The organism is Streptomyces olindensis, assembly GCF_040645895.1.
In the GTDB taxonomy this organism is placed as follows: Bacteria; Actinomycetota; Actinomycetes; order Streptomycetales; family Streptomycetaceae; genus Streptomyces; species Streptomyces olindensis.
In genome coordinates this window covers 1-22,456 of the sequence record NZ_JBEYZD010000102.1, presented here as the reverse complement: position 1 = coordinate 22,456, position 22,456 = coordinate 1, and the positions used below count along the sequence as shown (strand labels likewise).

Here is a 22,456-nt window from a genome sequence, read left to right as displayed (position 1 = left end):
AAGGCGGGTGCGGTGGCGAAGGCGTTGTCGGTGGCGGGCAAGGCCGGCCGGGTCATCGACCCGATGACCTACATCGCCAAGGGCGCGGGCGCGGGTCTGTCGAAGATCGGCGACATCACCAAGGGCCTGAAGGGTGTCGGGAACATCGACATCCCGGCCCTGCCCGAGAACGCGGTCACGCTGCCCGAGGGCACGGTCAGGCTCCCCGACGGCACGGTGCACCTGCCCGAAGGCGCGGCGATCCCGGACGGCGCGACGAAACTGCCCGACGGCAACGTCCGGCTGCCCGGCGACGCCCCGGTCCTGCCCGAAGGCACCACGAAACTCCCCACCGAGGACGGCGCCCCGGCCCGCTACTACGACCCGGACGGCAACATCCTCGACGAGCACGGCAACGTCCTGCAGAAATCCGCCGACGGCCCCGGCGACGTCGTCGACCAGCCGCACATGCCCGACACCCCGGCCGGCCCGGCCTCGGGTGCGGACACCCCACGCGTGGACTCCCCCGCCCAGCAACCCGCCCTGGTCGGCGCCGGCACCCACACCGCCGAACAAGCCGGCCAGCACATCCGCCTGGGCAACAGCCTCGACGACAGCCTCGGAGACATCGGCCGGACCGGCGACGACGGGGCCACACCGGCCGTCCACGCCGGAGGCGACGCACCTACCGTCCACGCAGGCGGCGGCCTGCCAGGCAGTGGCCCGGAAGCTGCTCTCCCCGGCAAAAACGCCGACGATCTCCCGGGCGGCGGAGTCGGTGACAACATGCCGACGAACAGCGCCGAGCCTCACGTCCCCGCCGGCTCCGCAGACCATGCGGCGCCCGGCACCACCGCAGGCGAGAGCGTGCCGGGAAGCCACGCCGGGGAGGCGAGCGCGCCCGGCCGGGACCTGCCGGGCGACGGCAACGCGGTCCCTCTCCCCGGCCACATCCCTGAGGTGCCCAGGGGGGGAGGCGGCTTGGCCGATCTCGGCCGAGCAGGTGACGACCCGATCGAGACAGCAGGTGGTTCCGCAGACACTCAGCCCGGGCCTGGGCATCCGTCGCCACCCGAGCGGCCCAGCTTCATGCGGGACGGTGACAACCCGTACGGGCCTGAGGGCTCGCTGACACGGGAACAGATCCAGGAGATCCAGGTCTACCGAGCAAATCGGGAACCCGGCTACTTCGAGGACTTCTACAAGTCGAACGGCAACCGCAAGAACCTTGAGTTCCTGGACGAGAGCGGGACGACTCCTCCCCAGTTGACCCGAGAATCGCCCGGGCATCCGTGGACTACCGTCAAGGATGCACCCGAGCCTCTCAAGCCGCACTACCTCGGCGACGCGAGCAAGGTCGGTCGGGAAACCGCGAGCCCCGAAGCCCTCAAGATACTCGACGAAGCGGCTGCCAACCGGCATCACGCTGTCGCATACGACCAAGCAGCTGGACGCCACAAGGCCGAGGCGGTCGAAGCGCACAAGCACGGCCCCACTCCTGAGACGGAATTGACGCAACTCGAGCGCACGAACGAGTACAAGTCGGCACACAGCGACATGCGGGACAGTGCGGAGGCCTATGGTGAGGCCATCGCCGAGCATCACGTCGTACCCGAGCGTTACCCGGGCGCTACCCGTGAGACCTTGCATGGCCCCTTGAACGGCAACGACCAGTTCGACCAGGTGTGGAAGCGTGCGGACGGCGGATACGTTGTCATCGAAGCGAAGAGCAGTGTTCGCACGGACTTGGGTGCCCGCAACCTGCCAAGCGGCAAGCGCGTTTCCCAAGGAACGAGAGAGTACTTCTTCGACATACTTGAGGAGATGCGCAAGCGAGGAAGGGAACATCCCAGCGAGATTCTGCTCGCAGACCAACTGGAAGCCGCCCTGAAAGATGGAAAGCTGGACTACATCGTGGTCAAGGGCGAAAGGAATGCCGGCGAGTACGCTGGCTACCATACGCGGCAGTTCGATATCACCGACAGGAGCGCCCCATGACCGTCGTGGTCACCCGACACGGCACCCCTGGCCCGAACGACGAAGGCTATGCCGAGGCTCTTGGCAAGAGTCTGGCGATGTCCATCGGGTGGCTCGACGACTCGACCTCCATGATTGACTCCGCCTTCTCGAAGGCGCTGCTGAATTTTCAGGCCCACTGCGCCCCTGACCCTCGTGCCGCAAAGGTGGAGACATGGGAGGCGGTAGTCACGGCGATGCAAATCGGTGCTGCGTTGTTCGCCGTTACCAGAGCGGACGAGGGTACGATCCGGTGCCGCATCGGACACGAGGTCCGGAACCTCCAGGCCATCGGCCCCCGACCCTACGCGGACGCCGGCAATTGGCTGACCACCTTCTGGCTGGCGGTGATTTGCCGCGATCGGGAGCGCCTGACCGCACTGTGCGAGATTCCACTGGAACAGCTGCGGTCCTCTGATGACGCGTATGACGAGTACATCTACGCCTGGGTGAGCACGCTCCAGGATTACTGGCTGCAACGGCCCACACTGGTGGAGAATTTGACCGCCACGCTTCAGGGATCGCATCCTGATGCGGTTCGTATCGTCCCACGGGATCTACTCCAGAACGTCCTGTATCCGCCGATCAACCTTTTCTACCGATTTCTGCGCCAGGATGGGCCTGGTTTCAATCAGGCTCTGGTGGAGGCGCTGGAGTCGCACAAGGCATACTGGACAGCAGACGAGGACCGTGAGAAAGATCCGACTGGTGCTGTATCCCTGGCCGTGCTCGCGATTACGTGTCTCGCTTATGACGGCGGCATTCCGATCCAGGTGGATTCGGACTACTTGCCCAAGCACCTGTTGGAGCGCGCCTGGTTGGGCGAGTTCGAGACCTGATGTCGCGGCCGTCCGGTGGGGCAGTGTCCACGCCGGAGGCGACCTCCGCGGCGGCACGGTGGGCGACCACTTGGCCGGCGGCACAGCGGATCACACACCGGGCGGCGGTGTGGGTGACCGCCTACCCAGAACGAGTTGGACAACGGGCGCCACGGCATTACCGACGGCGCCCCGGCGGCACGAACGGCACGCACGACGACGGCCGCCACGGGAGGCGGCCTCCACGAGCCGCCGACGACGGGCAGCGGCCTGCCTGGAGGCCTGGACGACCTGGGCCGGGGCGCGGACGACGCGGCCCCCGGCACGGACTACACCACGGGCGGGGCGGACGACGCCGCCGGCGGAGCAGCTCAGCACGCCGACGAGGCGGCGCGGACCGCGCGGAGTACGAGGGCGGCCTGAGAGAAGCCAGCCGGCCGACGACCGCAGGGACTTCGACTTGGAGATCCCTGTACCGCCGAAGGCCGCACCTTTCTGTGCGAATTGTGCCAACATGCCGCAAGAGGTGCCGAGCTCCTTCGGGCGCTTTACCCGCTTCTCTCTCAATGCTGAAAACAAGCTCCCGTAGTAGTGGACATGCGACGTATTGACATCGACGACGACGAGGTCGACATCGGCTTCGATCACCGGTTGCTCTATGACGGACAGCCGTATACAGGGGAGGCTGTGGAGCACTTGGCTGGGCGTCTGGTGAGCCTTGCGACTTACACGGAGGGGCTCAAGGAGGGCCCTTACCGTGAGTGGTACAAGGACGGCAAACTCCGCGCCGAAGGAGTGATGCACATGGGATTCGTGTCAGGAGAGTTCAAGCGCTGGCACCCAAACGGAGTCCTAGCAAAGCACCTGATCAATAGCGAGGACGGAAAAGTTCCCCTTGCTGAATACGAGTGGGATGGGGAAGGTCGCCCCACGCGCTCTTGGGAGCGCAGGAACCGCAATCAGTGAAGTAATGCGCGGTGAATGAACCTCGATTGTTGCAGAGAAACTCTCAAGGACCCGCTGAACAGGGAATCGATCTCCTTAGATCTAGGGTGGCGCCGGAAGCCCGATGCCCTACGGCAGGTGCCGGGAGGTGCCCGGGTTCGCTTCCCGCAGTGGCATCTTGACCAGCGTTCCCGACCTGCTGACCAGGAGTTCCGGGATCTCGTCCTCGTAGAAACGGACTTGGCCGATGACCCCGTCAGTCTTCGCGTTGAACGCGAGCATCTCCGCCAGTGCGATCAAGTCCGGGAGAAGCTCCGCGTGGGTTTCCTGGCGGGCCGTCAGGGACCAGTGGGCGGGGCCCTGGTGGAGGTCGCCGGTCAGCAGTCCGCCGATGTGTGCCGCCGGGCCCCGGTCCGCGAGCAGGGGGACGAAGTCCGGCCAGTCCACCTCGTCGCTGTCGTCGTCCGCGCTGTCGGCCTCCAGGTGACGGCGGAGGTGCGCTAGTACGGCGTCAGGCAGGTTCGGCGACAGGTCGAGGGCCAGGTCAACGGCGAACACGTCACTCATGTGTGGTGAGTCTAGGACCCTGTCTCCTGGACCGGCCCAGGGCCTCTCGAGGGGCGGGCGGAAGCCGGGCGCAGGCACGGGGCACACGCCTCGTAGGGTCGCAGGCATGACACCGGACGACCTCGCCGATTCCGAACTGCCCATGCTCTCTGTCGCACAGGCCACGCACTTGCGCGCACTGGCCGCCCCGCACTACCGGGAGGGATACCAGTACTCCCTCGAGTCCTTGGCGCACACGTGCAGCAGGACGCCGGAGGAGCACTGGCCCGACCTCGTCGCCGCGCACTTCGACCGCCTGCGGCAGGCGAGCCAGGGGGATGAGAGCGCGGAGGAACTGCTCCGGGGTGTGCACGCCCGGTTGCTGCCCGTCGACTCGATTCCTTCCGAACTCCTCGGTTCCCTGCGCTACGCGCGCGTCGTGGCCGACGGCCTGGTCTTCGCCTACGCCCTGGACAGGCCCACCAGCGTGCGGCTCCTCACCGACCGGGACGTGGAGCGTGCCGGGCTCCAGGCCCTCGGGGAGGCGGCGCGCGCGAACCTGATGCGCGTGCCCGTGCGGCACGAGGAGGTGGGCGTCGAGGGCGGGGCGAGGCTGCGTTCCGTCTACGGGGACTCCCCGTTCGTCGCCGGCCAGGCGCTGTTCCTCGCGGAAGTCGCCTGGAAGGTCGTCGGCGAGAGGCTTCCGGACGCCGGGGCCCTGGTCGTGGTGCCCACGCGGCACAACCTGGTGTACCACCCGATCGCCGACGGTTCCGTCGTGGACGCCGTCAACAGCCTTGCTGCGTACGCCCTGGGCGCCCACGAGGACGGTCCGGGCGCGCTGTCACCGCGGGTCTACTGGTGGCACCGCGGATCCCTGACCTCGCTCACGGTCATCGATCACGAGACCCTCACCTTCTCCCTGCAGCCGCCGCCGCATCTCCTGGGCCTGATGAAGGGCCTGGTCCGTCTCGACCGCGCCGGCCGTCTCGCCACCCGCGCCGCCGCTGAGCCTGCCGGACTCGGCGAACTCATGCGGGATGCCGCGGAGTCGATGGACCGCCTCGTGCAGGACCCGGCGGCACTGGGCGACGTGTTCCGTTCCATCCTGGCGCTCGCCCTCGCCCGCTGCGCCTACGATCCGGACGTCGCGCACATCGACACGTGGGACGCGTGGGCCACCGCGACCCGGCTCGGCTCCGCGCTGTTCACCGGCGCGCCGGCGCAGGAGTGCCGCTTGGGCGAGGACCTCGTGTGGCAGCTCCCCGCACTGCCCGCGGAACCGCCCGCTGACGCGCGTGCCTGGCTCGACGCCCTCTACCTCGCGATCGTGTGCCGCCAGACGGACCGGATCGGCCGACTGTGCCGGGTGCCGTCGGAGACGCTGCGCCAGGACGATTCCGTGGACGAGTACGTCCTGCACTGGATCGACACCCTGCGGGCCTACTTCTCGGACGGTCCCAGCATGGATGACGTCGTCGAGAAGCTCGTCGCCACCATCGAGACGTCGGGGCGGGACGGCGTGACCCACGCGCCGACGGAGTTCGTGAACGCGATCGACTACCAGCCCGCCGCCCTCTTCCACCGGCTCATCGCACGTGACCACGACACCTTCGCCAAGACGCTCGCCAAGGCCGTCGCGGAGCACGGCGGTTACTGGGACGGATCGGCGGCCCCGCGCGCCCGGGTGGCACTCGGGCCGCTCGCGATGGCCAGCCTCGCCTACGACTACGGGTTTCCCGTCGATCCCGCGCAGCCCTGTCTGCCCGCGCACCTGCTCAACCGGCAGCGGCTGGAGGAGATCTCCTGACGACCGGGGTCGCAGACCCCGCTAGAACAAGCTCAACAGCGCCTCCGCCGGATCCGGCAGGCCGGGGCCGCCGTCCGGGAGGGGGAGTTCGAACCACACCGTCTTGCCGCGCGGCGTGCGGCGGGAGCCCCATGCCGCGCTGAGGAGGCCGACGAGCTGGAGGCCGCGGCCGCCCTCGTCCGTGTCGCGGGCGCGGCGGCGGCGCGGCTGGACGAGGCCCGAGTCCCAGACCTCGCAGACCAGGGTGCGGTCGAGGAGGAGGCGGAGGCGGATCTCGCCCTCGCCGTAGCGCAGGGCGTTGGTGACCAGCTCGCTGACCAGCAGCTCCGTGGTGTCGACCAGGGGCTCCAGGTCCCAGCTGAGCAGTTGGGCGCGCGCGTACTCGCGGGCCCGGCCCACGCTGCGCGGCTCGCGCGGCAGCGTCCAGTCGCCGACGGACTCGGTGGGCAGGCCCTGTACACGTGCCATCAGCAAGGCGATGTCGTCCTCGCCGTGATGGGTGTCCAGGGTGTTGAGGACGTGGTCGCACACGTCCTCCAGCGGCTGGGTCGGGTCCGAGAGGGCGCTGACGAAGGCCTGGAGGCCCTCGTCGAGAGGATGGTCGCGGCTTTCGACCAGTCCATCCGTGTAGAGCGCGAGCAACGCGCCCTCGGGCAGTTCGACCTCGACCTCCTCGAAGGGCTCGCCGCCGACGCCGAGCGGCATGCCCGGCGGCACGTCCAGCATCAGCGCCGGCTCGCCCGGCTCGACCAGCACGGGCGGCAGATGGCCCGCGTTGGCGAAGGTGCAGCGCCGGGTGACCGAGTCGTAGACGGCGTAGACGCAGGTGGCCAGGTAGACCTCCGAGAGGTCCGCCTCCCGGGGGCGGCGGGCCGCCCTGGTCGCCTGCTGGACGCCGCCGGGGGCACCGAGGCCCCGGGCGATCTCGTCCAACTGGGAGAGCACCTCGGCCGGTTCCAGGTCGAGCTGGGCCAGCGTCCGGACCGCCGTGCGGAGTTCGCCCATGGCGACGGCGGCGCGCAGGCCGCGGCCCATGACGTCGCCGACGACCAGTGCCGTGCGGTGCCCGGGGAGTTCGATGACGTCGAACCAGTCGCCGCCGACCTCGCTGGGCCGGCCGGTGTTGGCGTTGCCGGGCAGGTAGCGGCAGGCGATGTCGAGGCCGGAGGCCTCCGGGTCGCCGGGCGGGAGCAGGGACCGTTGCAGTATCAGCGCGCGTTCGTGCTCGCGCCGGTAGAGGCGGGCGTTGTCGATGCAGACCGCGGCGCGGGCCGCCAACTCCACGGCGAGGTCGCGGTCCCGGTCGCCGAACGGCTCGCTGCCCTTCGTACGGGCGAACTGGACCAGGCCGACGACCGTGTCGTGGGCGACCATCGGCACGGCCAGCGTGGACTGCACCAGGCCGCCGTCCTCGCCCGGCACCGTCTGGGGGCGGGCCGTGCGCAGGGCGTCCGCGCAGGGCGAGTTGAACGGGTAGTGGTGGACGGCGCCGACCGCGACGGGCACGCCGGTGCCGGCGAAGGGCGCGTCGGAGACGGCGCTGGCGAAGGCCACGCGGCGCAGTTCGGCGCTGCCGTCGGCGAGCCCGGGCGGAGTCTCGTCGCCGACCAGCAGGCCCTGGTAGAGGTCGACGGTGGCCAGGTCGCAGAAGCCGGGCACGACCACGTCGAGGAGCTGACGGGCCGTGGTCTCCAGGTCCAGGGAGTTGCCGATGCGGGCGCCGGCCTCGTTCAGCAGGGCGAGGTTGCGCCGGGCGGCCGCGGCCTCGCGGGCGGCGGCGCGGCGGGCGGTGATGTCGATCCCGAGCCAGGCGATCCCGATGGGGCGTCCCGAACCGCTGTGCACGCGGTAGAGGTTGACGGACCAGTGGCGGCGCTCGTCGGAGCCCGGGACGAAGCCCGTGACGTGCATGTCGGTGATGGAGCTGCCGGTCTCCAGCACGCGGCGCAGCGTGGCGGCGACCCGGTCGGCCTCGCCGCGCTGGAGGTAGTCGTGGACGCCGTTGCCGCGGTGGTCGTCGGGCGTGCCGCCGAAGATGGACGCGAACCGCTGGTTGACGCGGCGCACCCGCAGATCGGGGTCGATCAGCAGGAAACCGAACGGGGATTGACTGAAAATGGCCTGCGAGGCGGCGAGGTCGGTCTCGATGCTGCGCAGCGTGCGCACGTCCACGACGATGCAGACGGCGGCCTTGTCGCCCTCCTCGGTGCGCGTCGGCATGACGTACACCTCGGCGAGCCCCTCGTGGCCGCACTCCCCCTCGACGCCCCTCGGCATCCGGAAGGGCACCACGCCGGTCCACTCGCGGCCGTCGAGGATCTCGGCCATCTTGCGCATGCCGCGCTCGCGGTGGCGCGGGTCGATGAAGGTCTCGATGGGGTCCATGCCGACGGCGCGTTCGGCGGAGATGCCGAAGAGGTGCTCGGCGCGCAGGCTCCACTGGTCGACGAGCCCGTCGGGGCCGATGGAGAAGGAGGCGACCTTGATGTAGTCGTAGATGGATCCCGGGGGACTGCTCTGCCACATGGCGTCCCCGGGCTGCACCCCGTCGGCCGCGAGCGCACCTCCCACCGCGGAGGCCAGGCCGTCCGCGGCCCTCGCCCTCGCGCCCTCCGACGGGTCCTCGGACTCCGTGGCCTTCGCTGGTATCTCGCTCACGCGAACCGTCCCCTCCAGCTCACCGCGTCCGGCACCGGTCACCGGGGGCGGCTGCCCGCAGTATCCAGCACTACGGTGCCGCACAACACGGTGTTCACGATCACAGCACGGTCCCGATGGTTTTCGGTCCGGACCGTGAGAACACTTCCAGTCTTCTAACCAGGGGACACGTCGTCGAATCACGTCCGACGGCAACCGCCACTGGCCTGAACCAATCGCTCGACAGCGGTAGGCCGTACGTACACCGATTTTTCACTCCCGGAGCGCGAGTTCGAACCACACCGTCTTGCCCGCGTCGCCGGGGCGGGTACCCCAGCGGCGGGCGGAGGAGGCCACCAGTTGCAGTCCGCGGCCGCTCTCGTCCTCGGGCCGGGCGGCGCGTTCGCGGGGCGGATCGGGGAGCGGGTCGGAGACTTCGACCCGCAGGACGCCGTCCAGACCTGACGGGCGGACGAGGCGGACGCCGATGGGGCCGGTGGCGTGTCGCAGGGCGTTGGTGACCAACTCGCTGACGAGCAGCGCCGTGAGGTCGGCGAGACGGTCGAGGTCCCAGCCGCGGAGTTGGTCGCGGACGGCCTGGCGGGCGGTGCGCACGGCGCCGGGTTCGGCGGGAAACGTCCACTCGGCGCGGTCACCTTCGGTGTCGATCACGCCGATCACTTCCCAGCCAGCAGGCCCACCCATGTCCGGTTTCGTGGGGTTAATGGGCACATACCCGATATCCGGGGCGGAGTACCGCGCGGCGCGGCGCACTGTGGCACAAAAGGCGTACGGGGCGCCCGTGCCGCCTTCACCCTGCTCCGCACGCCCCCGGCCGGCCTCAGGCGCCGGGCTCTTCCAGCGCGTCGGCGCCGAGGCTGCCCAGGTGTGCGAGGGTCTGCCGCACGGCGGGCACGTCCTGGTCGAGCCAGTCCACGTCCCAGATCTCGCCGGGGCCGAGCCAGCGCAGGTCGTCGTGGTCCTCCAGGGCCTCGGGAGCGGGGGATCCGGGCCGCAGCCGTGCGGTCCACACGTGCAGCACGTACGGCGGCTTCAGGGGCCACTCCCCCGGGACGCGCCCGCCCGCCTCGGCGTCGACGCCGAGTTCCTCGCGCAACTCCCGTACGAGCGCCGCTTCGGCCGTCTCGCCCGGCTCGACCTTGCCGCCGGGCAACTCCCAGCGCCCGGCCAGCTCGACGGGCGCACTGCGCCGGGCGGCCAGCAGCCGCCCGCCGTCGACCAGCGCGGCCCCCACGACGATCCGCTCACTCATGCGGGGAGCCTACGGGAGGCCGCACGCCCAGCCGATCCGGCCCGCACGCATGCCTGATCCGGCCCGCACGCATGCCTGATCCCGCCCGCGCGCATGTCTGGTCCCCGCCCGCGCGCCTGCCGGGTCCGGTCCGCGCGCCTGCCGGGTCCCGTCCGCGCGCCTGCCGGGCCCTGTCCGCGCCCTTACCTGATCCGGACCGCGGGCATGCCTGTATTCGGTCCGCGGGCATGCCTGCATTCGGTCCGCGGGCATGCCTGCATTCGGTCCGCGGGCATGCCTGATCCGGTCGCCGGCACTTCTGATTCAGTCCGCGCGCACAGCTGATCCGGACGCCGGTACGCCCGATCCGGACGCCGGCGCGCCTGAGCAGGTCCGCGCGCACAGCTGATCCGGATACCGGCCCGCCTGATCCGGACGCTGGTACGCCTGATCCGGACGCTGGTACGCCTGATCCGGACGCCGGCGCGCCTGAGCCGGTGCGCGCGCACGCCCGATCCGGTCGTGGGCGCGCCGAAGCGGGGCCCCGCCCCCGGGCGCCCGCGTGGGCTCAGTCGTGCGTCGCCGCTGCCGGGCCGTTCTGGGCGAGCCGCTCGACCCAGTACAGCTGCTTGTGGCCGCGGCCGTCGAGGCTGTCCGCGATCTTCTGGGCCTCGGCCCGGGTCGCGTACCGGCCCACGCGGTACCGGTTGCCGTTGTCGTCCTCGCGTATCACGAGCCAGGGAAGAGTGATCGTGCTGTCGTTCATCGCGCCCCTCCACTTCCCACCCGCGGCCTGTGCCGTGCCCCACCCGATAAGGAAACCGCAATGCGCATATGCCTGAGCCTACGCCTAACCTTCACGCAGCGAATACGGGATTTCACAAAGAGGTACGCAACCAGCCAGAACGCAGGGGGCGCACGCCGGAAAACGCGCCGCCTGCGCACCCCGACGCACCAGGCGGGGGGCATACCGCATACACCGACGGCCACCTGCGGAAACGAGGACCGGGGAGGGAGCACGGACCGCCCCGGCCGCCGGCGCCGGGCAGGGCGGCCGTGTGGGCGGGGCGCGCGGGGAGCGCACCCCGGGGCGGATGGGAGCGTTCGCTACTTGACCGGAAGGTGGTAGGCGACCCGGTACCGATCGGCCGGGATGACCACGTCGGCCGTCTCGACCGGGCGGCCCGAGGCGTAGAACGTGCGCTGGATGACCAGGACCACGTGGCCAGGGACGCCGCCCAGGACGAGCAGTTCCTCGGCGAGGCCGGGGCGGGCGCCGACCTCCTCGGTGACGTTGTCCACGATCACGTCGATGGCGCGCATGCGCTCGACGACGCCCATGCCGCCGAGCGGGCCCTCCTCGGGCAGCATCACGGGCGTACGGCCCGTGACGGCGAGCGGCTCCCAGGACGTGGAGAGCATCATCGCCTCGCCGCTCTCGCGGTAGAGGTACTTCGTGCACATCACCCGGTCGCCCGGGTCGATGCCCAGCCGCTCGGCGACCGCGACACTCGCCTCGGACTGCTCGCTGCTGGACTCCCAGGTGCCGCGCGCCTCGCCGTCGGCCTGCTCCTGCCGGTACGGCGTGGCCCCGCCGGTCGGGCGGTAGCCGGAGCGGGAGATGCGCCGGGGCACGGGCCGCTCCCGCACGTACGTCCCCGAGCCGGAGCGGCCCTCGACCAGGCCCTCCGCCATGAGCACCTTGCGGGCCTCCAGGGCGACGGTGTCCGAGACGCCGTACTCCTGGCGGATTCTGGCCTGTGAGGGGAGGCGGGTGTGCGGTGGCAGCTGACCGTCGACGATCTTCTTGCGGAGATCACCCGCGACACGCAAGTACGCCGGCTGCTCACCGAATGTCACTGGCCGCTCCCATCAGGTTGTACAGACAGCAACAGCGTGGCAACCGTAGGTTGTGCCGTGCAAGCAAAGGCCAGAGAATCACTCGATGTGATGACATGGTGGCCCTGAGGGCTTTACGCAGGCACTTTCTCCCCGCTATGGCAGCCGTCACACCTCGGCTTCCGAGGCTCCGCTGTCGTCCTCCTCGTACGTCGGCGGGGTGGTGGCCAGGGAAAGGGCCTTGCGCGCCGTGACGGTCGCCGGGCCGTCGACGTAGGCGTAGGCCTTGTCGTAGTGCGCGTAGTAGGTGTCCGCGTCGGCGGCCTCGCTCGCCTTCGCCCACTCCTCCCGGGCGTCCTCCAGGTCCGCGACCAGGGCGCCGACGGGCCCGCGGGCGCCGGAGGACCAGGAGTGGCCGCGCAGGGCCTCGATGTTCTCGCCGAGCACGTCGTGCACCTGGGTGGCCCAGGCCCGGTGGCCGGCGAGGTCGTCCTCGGGGGTGGCCTCGGGCTCCTCGTACAGGGCCGTGTCGAGAGCGTTGGCCGTGGAGAGGAAGACGACCTGGTCGGTGTCGAAGGTCGTGGGGTCGCCGCGCAGCGACCCGGTCAGCCCGGCCTTGGCGTCGGCGGGGCCGAAGACGCAGGTGATGACGCGGTCGCCGAAGCGCCAGCTGTCCCGGGACGGCATGAGGTAGTACACGTCGACGTCGGCGGGCATCGCCCAGGTGTCCATGGCGTACTGGTCCTGCAGCGCGTAGCACTTCTCGTCGGCGATGTCGGTGATCTCGGCGTCGCCCGGGAAGGAGCCGCCCGGCAGCGTGACGACCGCGAAGACCTCGCCGTCGTGCCTGCCCGTGCAGGACACCCGGTCGACGTCGTACGTGTCGCCCTCCAGGCCCCCCGGCGCGTTGAAACAGTCGCCCTTGTCCAGCGCCAGGCTCTCGTTGCCCTGCGCGCTGTCCTTGATGCCCTTCCAGGCGTCGGACGCGGCGCCCGTGGCCAGCACCGCCGTCCACAGCACGATCCCGACGGACGACAGCACCGCCCCGGCGATCGCCAGACCCCGGCCGCTCTGGCCGGACCGCCTGATCTGCCGCAGCGCGATCAGGCCGAGGACGAGTCCCGCGGCGGGCAGGAAGCAGAGCACGCCGAGCACGAGGGCGGCGACGGCGAGCGCGTTCACGGAGACCGGGGTGCCGTACGGGCGGCCCGCGGGGCCGTACGGGGCGTAACCCTGCGGTCCCTGGGCCCAGTTCGCCGGCGGCGGGCCGTAGGGGTCCTGGGGCGGCTGGTTCCCGGGGGGCGGGGGTATCGACACGGGTACGGTGCTCCTGGCTGGGGCGGTGGGCGGGGCGCATGGTCGCCGTCGTCGTACGGCTCGCCGCATCTTGACGTGCTCCCCGGCCCGGAGTCCAGGGATTCCGGCCCTGGCCGTCCGGCCCTTCCCTAAGGTTCCTGCCGCACCGCGCTGTGCGGGCACGGGCGCCGGGCTCATCGGGGCCCGGCGCCCGTCATCTGGTCGGGGAGGCGGACGGGCCGGGCGGGATGCTCGGGGAGGCGACGGCCTGGGAGGGTATGGCGGCCGCCGCGCGGGCGGAGCCGTCCTGGTGCGTCGTGAGCAGCGGTCGCGTGGTGGGCGGTCGGGTCTCCAGGCGGCTGTCGATGCCGCAGTGCAGCGAGTAGGCCAGGGCGAGCGGGTTGCGCAGGTCGTCGAGGAAGTGGCGGACCAGCCGGTGGCAGATCTCGCCCGCGGTCTCGTCGCCGTACAGGTACCGCTCGATGAACGCGTGCGCGTACTCGGCGGCGAAGACCTGCGGGATCTCGATCTGCGGGCCCAGGACGCCGTCCGCGCCGTTCTCGATGAACGCGTTCCCGAGGTACTCCAGCTCGGCCGTGGCCGCCGCCTCGCCCGCGTGGCAGGCGTTGAGCAGCACGAAGGGGCGGAAGGCGGCCCCGGGTGAGTCGCGGCACTCCTCGCGGTACCGGTGCACCGCGTCCGCGTCGATGAGCTTGCCGTCGGAGAGCCGGATCCCGACCGTGCGGTGGGCGCCGCGCTCGACGAACATGCCGTGGCACCAGAAGTACATGAGGTCCTCGTCGAACTGCGGGCTGCGCAGCGACTTGAAGAGTTCCTCGGCGGTGGTGCGGACCGTCACGTCGGACGCCACGCGCAGCAGGTCGTACACGGCGTCGGACCGGCCGACGCCGTCGAGGGTGGTGTCGGTGTTGAGGCTCGTGGCGGGTGTGGAGCGGACGGCGGGCGGCGCCTGGTACGGCGCGTAGGGGGCGCCCGTCTGCTCGATCTGGTGCCGGTGGCCCAGGAAGGAGGGCGGCCCGCCGGAGCCGTCGGGGCGCACGGCGAGCATCGGCCAGGGCAGGTACAGCTCGGAGTCGAAGCTGACCCGCAGTCCCTCGCGTCCCAACTCGCCGAGCAGGAAGGCCCGGAACGGCTCCAGCTCGTTCCCCGCGCCCGCGAGCACCTTGTCCAGCACCCGCTTGCCCTGCACGGCCAGTTCTTCGAGGAGTGGGTCGACGGTGTCGCGGTGCGGTCGCAGGTCGCAGGCGCCGGCGAACGTGTACGGCCCGCGCGGCATGCCGTGGGCGTCGACCGGCCGGTGGTGGACGACGTTCTCCGACCAGAACTGCCGCAGCCGGTCGGCTTCGGCCCTGATGGCGGAGGCGGACGTGTGGAGCCAGGCGCGGTGGACACGGGTGCGGGGGGCGCGCCGGCCGCTCGGGTAGGCGTGGATCAGCACCCGGTCGTCGGTGCAGACGCTGAGCGTGACCGTCAGGTCCAGCGGCCGGTGCCCGTGGTCCGAGGGCCAGCGGGTGTACTCCCCCGACGGGTCGTGGACGATGTCGGCGTTCAGCTCGACGGCCATGGGTCACGACCTTCCGAGGGGTTCCGGGGCCGGGTCGGGGACCGGCAGGGTGGTCTCCAGGACTTGCAGCGCCCTGCCGTAGTCCGGGTCGTACACCGTGAAGCGCAGGCGGTGTTCGCCCGGGTCCCGGGCGGTGAAGACGAACCGGGCGGGCTCGGCGTCCGTCACGCAGTCGGCCGCGGAGGGCTCCAGGGTCGCGGCGGACGCGGACCGGGTGGTGGCGATCACCAGGACGTTCTCCGGAGCGCTCGGGGTCGCCTCCGCCGGGCCGACGGTGGTCAGCCGGAACTCGATCGTGGTGGGCACGCCGGGCCGCACGACGTCGTCCACCAGGGTCAGCCGCGGCCGCCGGCGCGGCCGGCCGGGGGGCGTAGGGGCGGCGGGGTGGCCGGACCGGCCCGGGGGTGCGGAGGGTGGGGGGACGGGGGCGGGGGCGGACGGTGGCGGGGTGTCCGGGGCGTGCGGGGCCGCGGGAGCGGGGGTGGGGGCGGACGGTTCGTCTTCACCGCCCGGGTCGGGCGAGCCAACAGCGGGAGCGGGGCGGGCCGGTGTCGAGGGGCCCGGGTCGGGCGGTGTCGCTGAAGAGGAGGCGGCGACAGAGGAGGAGCCGGGCACCGTGGAAGACGCGGACGACGGCGAAGGCCCGGCCGTCGGCAGAGGCCCGGGCAGCGGGGAGGGCTCGGGAAGCGGGGAGGGCCCGGGCATCGGCAAAGGCCCGAACAGCGGGGACGGCCCGGACGACGGCGTGGCCCCGGAGAGCGGCGAAGACGCGGACGAGGGCGAGGAACCGGAGAGCGGCCAAGGCCTCGATGACGGCGACGGCCCGGACAGCGGAGACGGCCCGGGCGACGGCGTCGGGCCGGGCGACGGCGTCGGGCCGGGCAGGGGCGAAGACTCTGATGACGGCGAAGGCTTGGACGACGGCGTCGGGCCGGACAGGGGCGAAGACTCGGACGTCGGGGTCGGGCCGGACAGCGGCGAAGGACCCGCCGACGGCGACGGACCGGAGAGCGGCCGAGGCCCCGATGACGGCGACGGCCCGGGCGACGGCGTCGGGCCGGACAGGGGCGAAGACTCTGATGACGGCGCAGGCTTGGACGACGGCGTCGGGCCGGACAGGGGCGAAGACTCGGACGTCGGGGTCGGGCCGGACAGCGGCGAAGGACCCGCCGACGGCGACGGACTGGACGACGGCAAAGCGTCGGACGACGGTGTCGAGCCGGACGACGGCAAAGCGTCGGACGACGGCGACGGGACGGACAGTGGCGATGTCGCGGACGACGGCGAAGAACCGGACGGCTCAAGGGTGTTCGATGGCGTCGGGTGGGGGCCGCGGAAGTTCTCGGCGATCTGGACGGCCAGGTCGAGGTACGCGCGGCGGGTTTCCGAGCGGAGGCGGGTCAGGTCCAGGGCCGCGCCGGTGGCGAGGTGCTCGTCGAAGGGCACTCGGACGACGCCCCGGCAGCGCTGGGCGAAGTGCTCGACGATGCGGTCCGTGCGGACCAGGGAGGACCCGGCGTGCACCCCGGAGAGCACGACCAGCGCGCGGCGGGCCAGTTCGACGTGGCCGTGGGCGGAGAGCCAGTCCAGCGTGACGGAGGCGACCTCCGCGCCGTCGACACTGGCGGTGGCGACGACGACCAACTGGTCGGCGAGGGCGAGAACGCCCCGCATGGCCTCGTGCATGAGGCCGGTGCCGGAGTCGGTGACGATGATCGGGTAGGCGCGGCTCAGCGCGTCGACGACCCGCTGGTACTGCTGTATGCCGAACGGCACGGACAGCGCCGGGGCGACGTCCTGTGCGAGGACCTCCAGGCCCTCCGGGCCCCGGGCGGTGAACCTGCGGATGTCATCGGGGCCGTGGAGTTCCGGCAGCGCGGTGAGCAGATCCAGGACGGTCGAGCCGTTCTCCCGGCCCACCCGGTGGCCGAGCGTGCCGCCCTCCGGGGACGCGTCCACCGCGATGACGGGGTCGTCGCGCAGGCCCGCCAGCGTGGCGCCCAGCGCGGCCGCCGTGGTGGTCTTGCCCGTGCCGCCCTTCAGACTGATCACCGCGATGCGGTGGCACCCGGCCAGGGGCGAGCGCAGGACGTCCGCCCCGGGTCGCTGCTCCCGGGCCGCCGGCCCGCGCCAGGGCCACCGCAGGCGCAACCGCCGGGCCCAGGACGGTTCGAGCAGCAGCCGCTCGGCGGACAGGGCGGGCAGGGCAACGGGACCGGGACCGTCCGGCCCGGTCTCGGCCGAGTGCACGGGCGGTGCCCAGAACCCCGGGTCCGGCCGGTCCGCGTGCGCAGGCTCGTGCGCCGGGCTCATCGGGGCCCGCGCGGCCGCCGCCGCGTCGGCCGCCCGGTTGCGCCACTCGGTCAGCCGGTCGCGGGTGCCGAGCACGGCGGGGTCGTTCACGCCGAACACCCGGCCCATGTCGTCGAGGAGTTCGGCGTAGGCGGCCGCCGCGCCCGCCGCGTCGCCCGCCGTGCCGCGCCACAGCGCGATGTTGTGGCGGGTGAGAAGGGTGTCGCGGTGGTCGGGCCCGAGCACCCGCAGCCGGTCGGCCAGCAGGTCGGTGTAGGCCGCCGCCGCGCGCGCCGGGTCGCCCGCGACGCCCTGCCAGAGCGCCAGGTTGTCCCGGACGGTGAACACGTCGGGATGGTCGGGGCCGAGGACCCGGACGAGGTCGTCGAGGAGTTCGCGGTAGGCCGTCACGGCTCCGGGCGCGTCCTGGGAGGCGCCGCGCACCCGGGCGCGATGGCCACGGGCGGCGAGGGTGTCGGGGTGGTCCGGGCCGAAGCGGTGGTGCAGGGCGGCGTGCAGCCACTCCCAGCGCACCCGGGCCGCGCGGACCATCCCGGCGGCGACGAGGTTCCGGCCGGCCTGGAACAGCACGGGGTGGCACTGCGGCTGCCAGAGGGCCTCGCGCGCGTGCCCGGCCAGGACGTCGGTGTTCGACCGTAACGCCCGGCACAGCGGGGAGCGCGGCGCGCCCGACGCCGTACGCCACACCGTGCGCAACGCGTCGGCCGTGCTCAGGGCGAGCGCGTCCCGGTCCTCGGGCGGCACTGCCGCACGGACGGCGTTCTGCACCAGGGTGCTCAGCCGTACCGTCGGGTGCTCCGTGTCACCGCCGCGTTCGACCAGCCGCAGGCGGTGCAGCACGTCGAGGGCGGTCAGGGCGTCCGAGGGGGCGATCCGCGGGGAGTCGCCGTGTGACGGGGCCCGGCGCCGTGCGAGGTACTGGAGCGCGGGTCCACTGGTGAGGACCGCGACCGGCACGCCGTGCGGGTCGAGCACGGCGGCCAGTTCGAGCAGGGGGCGGGCGAGGCCGGCGGCGTGCCGGTCGGCCGTCGCGACGGACAGCCACCAGCAGGCCGTCACCAGGTCGGGGCCCGATGCGCCGACTGCCTCGGCGCCGGGCGGCGCGGTGCGGCCGGGCGTGTCCGGGAGGCTCGGGGCCGGCTCCTCGGGCACCTCGCGGAGGGCGTCGCGGTACGCGGCGCACCTCAGGCCGGTGTACGCCAGGTGGGCGGCGGCCGTGGACAGCGCCAGCGGGTGCTGCCGGAGGTCGGCCGCCACGGCGGCGATCTGCGCGGGGTCGTCCGTCCCGCCGAGCTCGGCGAGTTCGCGCGTCAACTGGTCGGCCGCGGCCGTCTCGTCCCACGGCCCGAGCTCCAGGCGTCTGCTGCCGTCCGGCAGGGAGCCCGCGTGGCCGGTGGTGACCAGGACGCGGCCGTTGGGCCGTTCCGGCGGCCACAGGTGGTGCAGTTCGGCGGAGCCGGGCAGCCCGTCGAGCACCACGAGCCAGCGCCGGTCGGTCCAGCTCAGCCAGGAACGGAACGCCTCCGCGGCGTGCTCGGGCTGGTCGCTGCCGTGCCCGGCGACGGCCTCGGCCGCCTCGGCGTAGCCGCAGACGACCGCGTCCTCACTGGTGGCGGTCATCCACACGACGAGATCGGCCGCCCCGTCCCGCAGCACCCGGCGGGCCAGGTGGGCGGCCAGCCGCGTCTTGCCCACCCCGGGGGGTCCGACGAGGGCCCAGGTGGCCGCGGGCTCGTCCCACAGGCCGTCCGGCAGACCCGCGTCGGGCCGGTCGCGGAAGGGGCCCGCGGCGATGGGGAGTTTGCCGACGAGCACGGGAGTGCGGGGCGTGCCGTCGGGTCCGGTCGCCCCGGCGGTCGAGGAGAGCGAAGACGGTGGAGAAGGCGAAAGCGGTGAAGGAGACGAAGGAGGTGAAGAAGGCGAAGGCAGTGGAGGAGGGGAAACCGGCAAGGACGGAGCCGGTGACGGCGGCACGGGCGCGGTCGGCGCCGTCGGCGACAGTCCTGGCTGCGTGACGAGGGCGTGGCGGCCCTGCCCGAGCAGTACCAGTTCCTCGAGCCGCGCGAGGAGTTCCGGCCGCTCGCTGTCCGCCGCGCCGTCCAGCAGGACCTCGAACCGTGTCTGCCAGGCCGACTCCAGCCGGATGCGCAGCCGCTCGTCGTGCCCCTCCAGCAGGGCGGCCATGTCGCGGTCCAGGCGCGCCAGATGCGTCTGCACGTCACCCGGGGTGCCCCGGCTCAGCAGCCGTGCCGCCGAGGAGCGCACGGCGGGCCATGTCTCGGTGCCGACGGCGTCGGTCACGGCCGTGCCGGCCGCCGCGGTCACGGACAGGGAGGCGTCGTCCAGCATTCAGCGCATCCCGTCCTTCGCGCGTCTCCCTCTGCTCATTCCGCACCCATAGAAGCACAACCACCCCGTACTGGACCCGGATGCGCGAGAACCCCGCGGAAGACGAACTCGCCCTCGTGGCGGGCCGGGTCGGGGACCCGGGGCTCTGCCGCGAGGGCGAGGGCGCCTAGTTGCCGGTCAGGTCGGTCGGCTTCCGGCTCAGAACTGGAGTGCCCAGGCGTCGATCCGCCCGGTGTCCAGACGGGCGTTGTCGCTCACGCGGAGCTTCCACGTGCCGTTCGCGGCCTCCGCGGAGGCGTTCACGGTGTAGGTGGTGTCGATGTTGTCCGCGCTGCCGCCGGTGCCGTACGCCTTCAGCGTGTACGCCGTGCCGTCGGGGGCGACGAGCTGGATCTGGAGGTCGCCGATGTAGGTGTGGACGATGTGCACCTCGACGGCCAGGGCCGACGGGGCGTTGCCCGAGACGCCGGAGACGGTCACCGGGGACTCGGCGGTGGCGTTGTCGGCGATGGCCTGGTCGGCGGTGTTCTCGAAGCGCGGGCCGGGCGGGGTGGTCGTACCGCCGCCGACGTTCAGGAGCAGGTTGGGCGAGCCGGTGCCGGGGCTGGTGACGACGCCGGTGGTGGCGGCGGACGTCAGCGCGGCGGAGACCTGCGCGGGCGTGGCCGCGGGGTTGGCGGCCAGGTGCAGGGCGGCGGCGCCGGCGACGTGCGGGCTCGCCATCGACGTGCCGGAGATGGTGTTGGTCGCCGAGTCGCTCGTGCTCCACGCCGAGGTGATGGACGAGCCGGGTGCGAACAGGTCGAGGACGGTGCCGTAGTTGGAGTAGCTCGCCTTGGCGTCGCTCGACGTCGTCGCGCCGACCGTGACGGCCTCGGTGACGCGGGCCGGGGACCGGGTGGAGGCGTTGGTGGACTCGTTGCCGGCCGCGACGACGAAGGTGACGCCGGAGGAGATGGCGTTGCGGACGGCCGTGTCGATGGCCGTGTCGCCGGGGCCGCCGAGGGACATGTTGGCGACGGCGGGCTTGACCGCGTTCCGGGCGACCCAGTCGATGCCGGCGACGACCTGGGCGGTGGTGCCCTGGCCGGAGTTGTTGAGCACGCGGACGCCGACGACCTTGGCCTTCTTGGCGACGCCGTAGGCGCTTCCGGCGACCGTGCCGGCGACGTGCGTGCCGTGGCCGTGGCCGTCCTGGGCGGTGTTGTCGTTGTCGACGGCGTCGTAGCCGTAGGAGGCGCGGCCGCCGAAGTCGCCGTGCGTGATGCGGACGCCGGTGTCGATGACGTACGCCGTGACGCCCTCGCCCGCCGAGTCGGGGTAGGTGTAGGAGCTGTTCAGCGGCAGGTTCTTCTGGTCGATGCGGTCCAGGCCCCAGGAGGGCGGGCTGGGCTGCGTCGCGGTGATGGAGAACGTCCGGTTCTGCACGACGGAGGCGACGGCCGGGTCGGCGGCGAGACGTTTCGCCTCGGAGGCGGAGGCCTCGACCTCGTAGCCGTTCAGGGCCTTGGTGTACGTGCGCTCGATGTCGGCGCCGTACTTGTGCGCGAGGGCGCGGCCCTCGGCGGAGCCGGCCTTCTCGGTCTTCAGGGTGACGATATAGCTGTCGGCGACGGCGTTCGCGGCGCCCTCGTACTGGACGCGTCCTTCGGCGGCGGCCGGGGCCGCCCCGGCGGGGAAGGCGGAGACGAGGCTCGCGACGAGCGCCGCGGTGGCCGTCGCGCCGAGCGCGGCCAGTCTTCGCCGGGTGGGTCTGTGGGGAGTACGCATCACTGCCATCTGAGGGGTCCTCCTCAATCGGTGGTGCGCTGTGGGGTGTGGTGCACGCCCGATGGAGCCCCCAGAGAGTCATGGTCATGCCAACCGTGGGGTGACTCCGGTGCGTCAGCCGAAAGATTGAGGCCTCCACAGGAATTGCACAAGGGCCCTGCACGGACCGGCAGGACCCCTGTGACGGCCCGTCAGTCGCCGAAGCCCGTGTTCCGGCTCCGCTTCTCCCAGGCCAGCACCTCGTCCCGCACCCGGTCCAGATGCCCGAGCACCGCGCTGACGCCGTCGTCGCCGAGCGGCAGGCGCAGGGGCGTGGGGTCGGCCTCCAGCGCGGCGAGGATCAGGGCGGCGGCCTTGGCCGGGTCGCCCGGCTGGGTGCCGTCGCCGCCCGCGACCAGGCCTCGGGTCTCGCTCACCTTGCCGTACACGCCGCTGTCCTGGCTGGCGCCGGCCCGCCCCGTCTCGAACAGGCCGGTGCGGAAGGCGCCCGGCTCGACGATCAGCACCTTGATCCCGAACTCGGCCACCTCGTCCGCGAGCCCTTCGGACATCCCCTCCAGGGCGAACTTCGTGGCGCTGTACGCCGAGAACCCCGCGAAGGACAGCTGGCCGCCCATGCTGCTCATCTGCACGATCGCGCCCGAGCGCCGCTCGCGCATGTGCGGCAGCACGGCCCTGGTGAGGGCGGCCGGGCCGAAGACGTGCACCTCGAACAGCGCCCGCAGCTCCTCCTCGGTGGTCTCCTCGAAAGCCCCCACGTGCGTCCGGCCCGCGTTGTTGACCAGGACGTCGATCCGCCCGTGCCGCGCCACGACGTCCGCTGCCACGGCCTCGGCGGCGCCCGTCTCGGCGACGTCCAGACGCAGCGCCTCCACCCGGCCGGGGTGGGCGGCGACCAGGTCGTCCAGCGCCTCAGGCCGCCGGGCCGCGCCCACCACGACGTCGCCCGCGGCGAGGGCGGCCTCGGCGATCGCCCGCCCGAAACCACTGCTCGCGCCCGTGATCAGCCAGACCTTGTCCATGACCGCTCCTCGTGTCGGGATCCCGTGCCGTTTCGTGCCGTGCCGTGCCGCGTCTTCGCGTCGCGGCGTCAGCCACCCTTGCCGCTAAGGCAGTTGTTCGTCCACGGCTTTTGGTGATGGCCGGTGGTGCTGACGAGGGGTGTTCATGTGCGGGCCCTGGAGGCGGTGTTGCCGGCCACGCGGGACAGCGGTCGACGGCGGCGGACGGTGCAGACCGTGATGGCCGTGGCGGCGGAGAAGAACTCCACGCTGGTGCTGCCCATCCCGGTGGAGCTGCTC

At 72.2% G+C, this 22,456-nt stretch carries 15 protein-coding genes and 1 pseudogene; 5 read left to right on the top strand and 11 right to left on the bottom strand.

The genetic code is table 11. The annotated features are described in order from the left end of the window. The 4 genes and pseudogenes from ABZ948_RS37840 to ABZ948_RS37825 all read left to right on the top strand — a co-directional run. Positions 1–1,977 (top strand): annotated as a pseudogene (locus ABZ948_RS37840) (hypothetical protein); the annotation flags it as partial. After that, entirely contained in the window at positions 1,974–2,834 is an 861-nt protein-coding gene (locus ABZ948_RS37835) for an immunity 49 family protein (protein ID WP_359767484.1), read from the top strand. The pseudogene ABZ948_RS37840 and the gene ABZ948_RS37835, both read left to right, overlap by 4 nt. A 135-nt stretch (positions 2,835–2,969) precedes the next feature. Then, on the top strand, positions 2,970–3,236 hold the full coding sequence (locus ABZ948_RS37830) for a hypothetical protein (RefSeq protein WP_359767483.1): 267 nt from the start codon (positions 2,970–2,972) through the stop codon (positions 3,234–3,236). 174 nt (positions 3,237–3,410) lie between these two features. After that, entirely contained in the window at positions 3,411–3,779 is a 369-nt protein-coding gene (locus ABZ948_RS37825) for a toxin-antitoxin system YwqK family antitoxin (RefSeq protein WP_359767481.1), read from the top strand. A 108-nt stretch (positions 3,780–3,887) separates the two neighbouring features. Here ABZ948_RS37825 and ABZ948_RS37820 read toward each other — a convergent pair whose 3' ends face one another. Continuing rightward, a complete protein-coding gene (locus tag ABZ948_RS37820) occupies positions 3,888–4,325 on the bottom strand; it encodes a hypothetical protein (protein WP_359767479.1) in 438 nt (145 codons plus the stop codon). Between the two features lie 106 nt (positions 4,326–4,431). Between ABZ948_RS37820 and ABZ948_RS37815 the strand changes: the two genes are divergently transcribed. Then, the gene (locus ABZ948_RS37815) at positions 4,432–6,114 is read left to right on the top strand and encodes an immunity 49 family protein (RefSeq protein ID WP_359767478.1); all 1,683 of its coding nucleotides are present in this window, start codon (positions 4,432–4,434) and stop codon (positions 6,112–6,114) included. A 21-nt stretch (positions 6,115–6,135) separates the two neighbouring features. Here the strand turns inward: ABZ948_RS37815 and ABZ948_RS37810 are convergent, their stop codons facing one another. The 10 genes from ABZ948_RS37810 to ABZ948_RS37765 form a co-directional block, all read right to left on the bottom strand. Continuing rightward, the gene (locus tag ABZ948_RS37810) at positions 6,136–8,772 is read right to left on the bottom strand and encodes a SpoIIE family protein phosphatase (protein ID WP_359767476.1); all 2,637 of its coding nucleotides are present in this window, start codon (positions 8,770–8,772) and stop codon (positions 6,136–6,138) included. A 252-nt stretch (positions 8,773–9,024) separates the two neighbouring features. After that, positions 9,025–9,456, bottom strand: coding sequence for an ATP-binding protein (locus ABZ948_RS37805; RefSeq protein WP_359767474.1), 432 nt, complete (start codon positions 9,454–9,456; stop codon positions 9,025–9,027). Positions 9,457–9,592: 136 nt separating this feature from the next. Then, positions 9,593–10,024 (bottom strand): (deoxy)nucleoside triphosphate pyrophosphohydrolase, encoded by a 432-nt coding sequence (locus ABZ948_RS37800; RefSeq protein WP_359767472.1) that lies wholly within the window; start codon positions 10,022–10,024, stop codon positions 9,593–9,595. 547 nt (positions 10,025–10,571) lie between these two features. Further along, the gene (locus ABZ948_RS37795) at positions 10,572–10,769 is read right to left on the bottom strand and encodes an SPOR domain-containing protein (RefSeq protein ID WP_359767470.1); all 198 of its coding nucleotides are present in this window, start codon (positions 10,767–10,769) and stop codon (positions 10,572–10,574) included. Positions 10,770–11,110: 341 nt separating this feature from the next. Continuing rightward, entirely contained in the window at positions 11,111–11,863 is a 753-nt protein-coding gene (locus ABZ948_RS37790) for a GntR family transcriptional regulator (RefSeq protein ID WP_359767468.1), read from the bottom strand. A gap of 147 nt (positions 11,864–12,010) precedes the next feature. Further along, the gene (locus ABZ948_RS37785; protein WP_359767466.1) at positions 12,011–13,159 is read right to left on the bottom strand and encodes a DUF4190 domain-containing protein; all 1,149 of its coding nucleotides are present in this window, start codon (positions 13,157–13,159) and stop codon (positions 12,011–12,013) included. 193 nt (positions 13,160–13,352) lie between these two features. Beyond that, a complete protein-coding gene (locus tag ABZ948_RS37780; protein WP_359767464.1) occupies positions 13,353–14,723 on the bottom strand; it encodes a CHAT domain-containing protein in 1,371 nt (456 codons plus the stop codon). Between the two features lie 3 nt (positions 14,724–14,726). Continuing rightward, positions 14,727–19,385 carry a nucleotide-binding protein gene (locus ABZ948_RS37775; protein ID WP_359767462.1) on the bottom strand — a complete coding sequence of 1,553 codons (4,659 nt, stop codon included), beginning with the start codon at positions 19,383–19,385 and terminating at the stop codon, positions 14,727–14,729. 198 nt (positions 19,386–19,583) lie between these two features. Beyond that, entirely contained in the window at positions 19,584–21,164 is a 1,581-nt protein-coding gene (locus ABZ948_RS37770) for a S8 family peptidase (protein WP_359767460.1), read from the bottom strand. A 182-nt stretch (positions 21,165–21,346) separates the two neighbouring features. Then, entirely contained in the window at positions 21,347–22,177 is an 831-nt protein-coding gene (locus ABZ948_RS37765; RefSeq protein ID WP_359767458.1) for an SDR family NAD(P)-dependent oxidoreductase, read from the bottom strand. Positions 22,178–22,456 lie beyond the last annotated feature (279 nt).